This window comes from Bartonella sp. CE47NXGY (genome assembly GCF_042195415.1).
GTDB lineage: Bacteria > Pseudomonadota > Alphaproteobacteria > Rhizobiales > Rhizobiaceae > Bartonella.
Genome location: NZ_JBHIOI010000123.1, coordinates 1 through 1,656, shown reverse-complemented (window position 1 = coordinate 1,656; position 1,656 = coordinate 1). Strand labels below are relative to the sequence as shown.

General features: G+C 41.6%; 2 protein-coding genes and 2 pseudogenes. All 4 read right to left on the bottom strand.

Translation table 11 applies throughout. The features are described from left to right. Positions 1–233, bottom strand: a 233-nt coding sequence (locus ACFIL3_RS10035) for an Arm DNA-binding domain-containing protein (RefSeq protein ID WP_375682213.1), incomplete at its 3' end; no start/stop codon positions are given. Between the two features lie 194 nt (positions 234–427). Next, positions 428–610: pseudogene (locus tag ACFIL3_RS10030) on the bottom strand (filamentous hemagglutinin); the annotation flags it as partial. A 63-nt stretch (positions 611–673) separates the two neighbouring features. Continuing rightward, complete coding sequence (locus tag ACFIL3_RS10025; protein ID WP_375682212.1) at positions 674–1,090, bottom strand: hypothetical protein; 417 nt, start codon at positions 1,088–1,090, stop codon at positions 674–676. A 20-nt stretch (positions 1,091–1,110) separates the two neighbouring features. After that, a pseudogene (locus tag ACFIL3_RS10020) lies at positions 1,111–1,656 on the bottom strand (filamentous hemagglutinin); the annotation flags it as partial.

The following is a 1,656-nucleotide window of genomic DNA, read 5'->3' as shown; positions in this document are numbered from 1 at the left end:
CCTTCTTTAAGAATATCACTATAATATCTTGTAAGCTCACGCGCTTCTTTTAAAGAGAGTTTCGTAACAGGACCAAGTCCCATTTCACGGCGCTTATTGTGGTGCGTATAGCGAAAAAACCAAGAGCGTGTATTGTCTTTTCGAACATTCAACCATAGCCCCGCCCCGTCACAATATTTACCCTGCGAGGACGTCTTTACGAATGATGCTGATAACCGATGAATCGCCCTCACTTAACGTCCCCTCTCGTCCACCTTTTCAAGCATTGCTCGTCCACCTTTTTTGGTCCACCTTTTAGACCACCTTTAATTTTTGATTTGAGATTTTTTCTTTAATACTTACTTTTTTTATTGAATCATAAAAAGCTATAGACATCAATACGCCCTTACACATCTTTATATACTTTGAATCTTGTTGCTAAGCCCCTGCTTGCCGCGTCTGGGAACACAACAAAATAAAGCGGTTCATTTTTATCCTTCGCATGTTGAATCGCATAAACAGCGGCTTCCTCTGGTGGAGTAAAAATGCCATTAAAGGACACATGCACCTTGCCATCAGCACCCTCTTGCAAATGCTGCTTTTCTTCATCCGTTAAACAATGTGCGTGAGGAAACAATCGCGCCATTCCAAGTGAAGGCAAGGATGGCAGATTGTTGATCATCACAAGAAAGACTTAAGGATAGCATTCATATTGTTCTGGATGCTTTTTACAAAAAGGGCTGTTCAAGCGCTTCTTGACACTGCGCTGTGGTATGACAGCACCTGGACGACATATGGGAAGGTTTTCGGCTCTAAAAGTATAACATGGCCCTCCCGCTCTTGCTACCTCTTCATCTTTATAGCGAAACCCTGATTGAAGCATGCAAGCATAAATTGTTGCTTTTGCATTAATGCTCTGCTTTCTGTTTTCTGGATCGACATCATAAGGCGTTGGCATGCCACATTCTAACAAGGCTTTTCCTACCTCTGTAAAATTAGTAACACCATTTTTCTCCCACGCGCTCAAATACCCTCCAGGAGTTTTATTAAACTGACATCCTGCAATACCTAATAAAGTTACAGCACCTAATAGCTTTAGAGTTTGTTTCATTTTTTACTCCATTATTTAATTCAAGGTTTTTGTTCACGATGAGATGTGCCATAGCGCCATGTACACTTATCACTCGCATCTCCAAGGCAAGTATGGGAGCTTATGGGATTCATGATCACTCTCCACCATTCTTTCCACCAATTACTACCAGCAGGTATTGTCTCGTAAGTATAGCCATTGCCGCCAATAATTCTGCTGACAAAGTCGTATCTATTCCCATCAAAGCCAACAATGGTTTGTTTGCCATCACTCACATAACCTAACAGACCGGATGCAACTAAAACATTAAAGGCTGGTCCATAGAAATTGATCTTCGTGTTGTCGGCTATACCGTGAACACCTTCTTGTTTGAAAGAATACAACATATTCCCCAATGTCATCGTCCCGCGGCTATGGCCATAAAGTTCTAATCCTGTAAGACCATGGCTATACACCAAATCTTTTGCTTCTTGTGTGGAATTGGTCAAACCCCAAAAGTTATTTTCCAGTAACTTCTGATAGCCTGCTACCAGAAGTTCTGAGATAGCAGAATCGGCTTGAGGGAACACAACAAAATAAAGCGGATT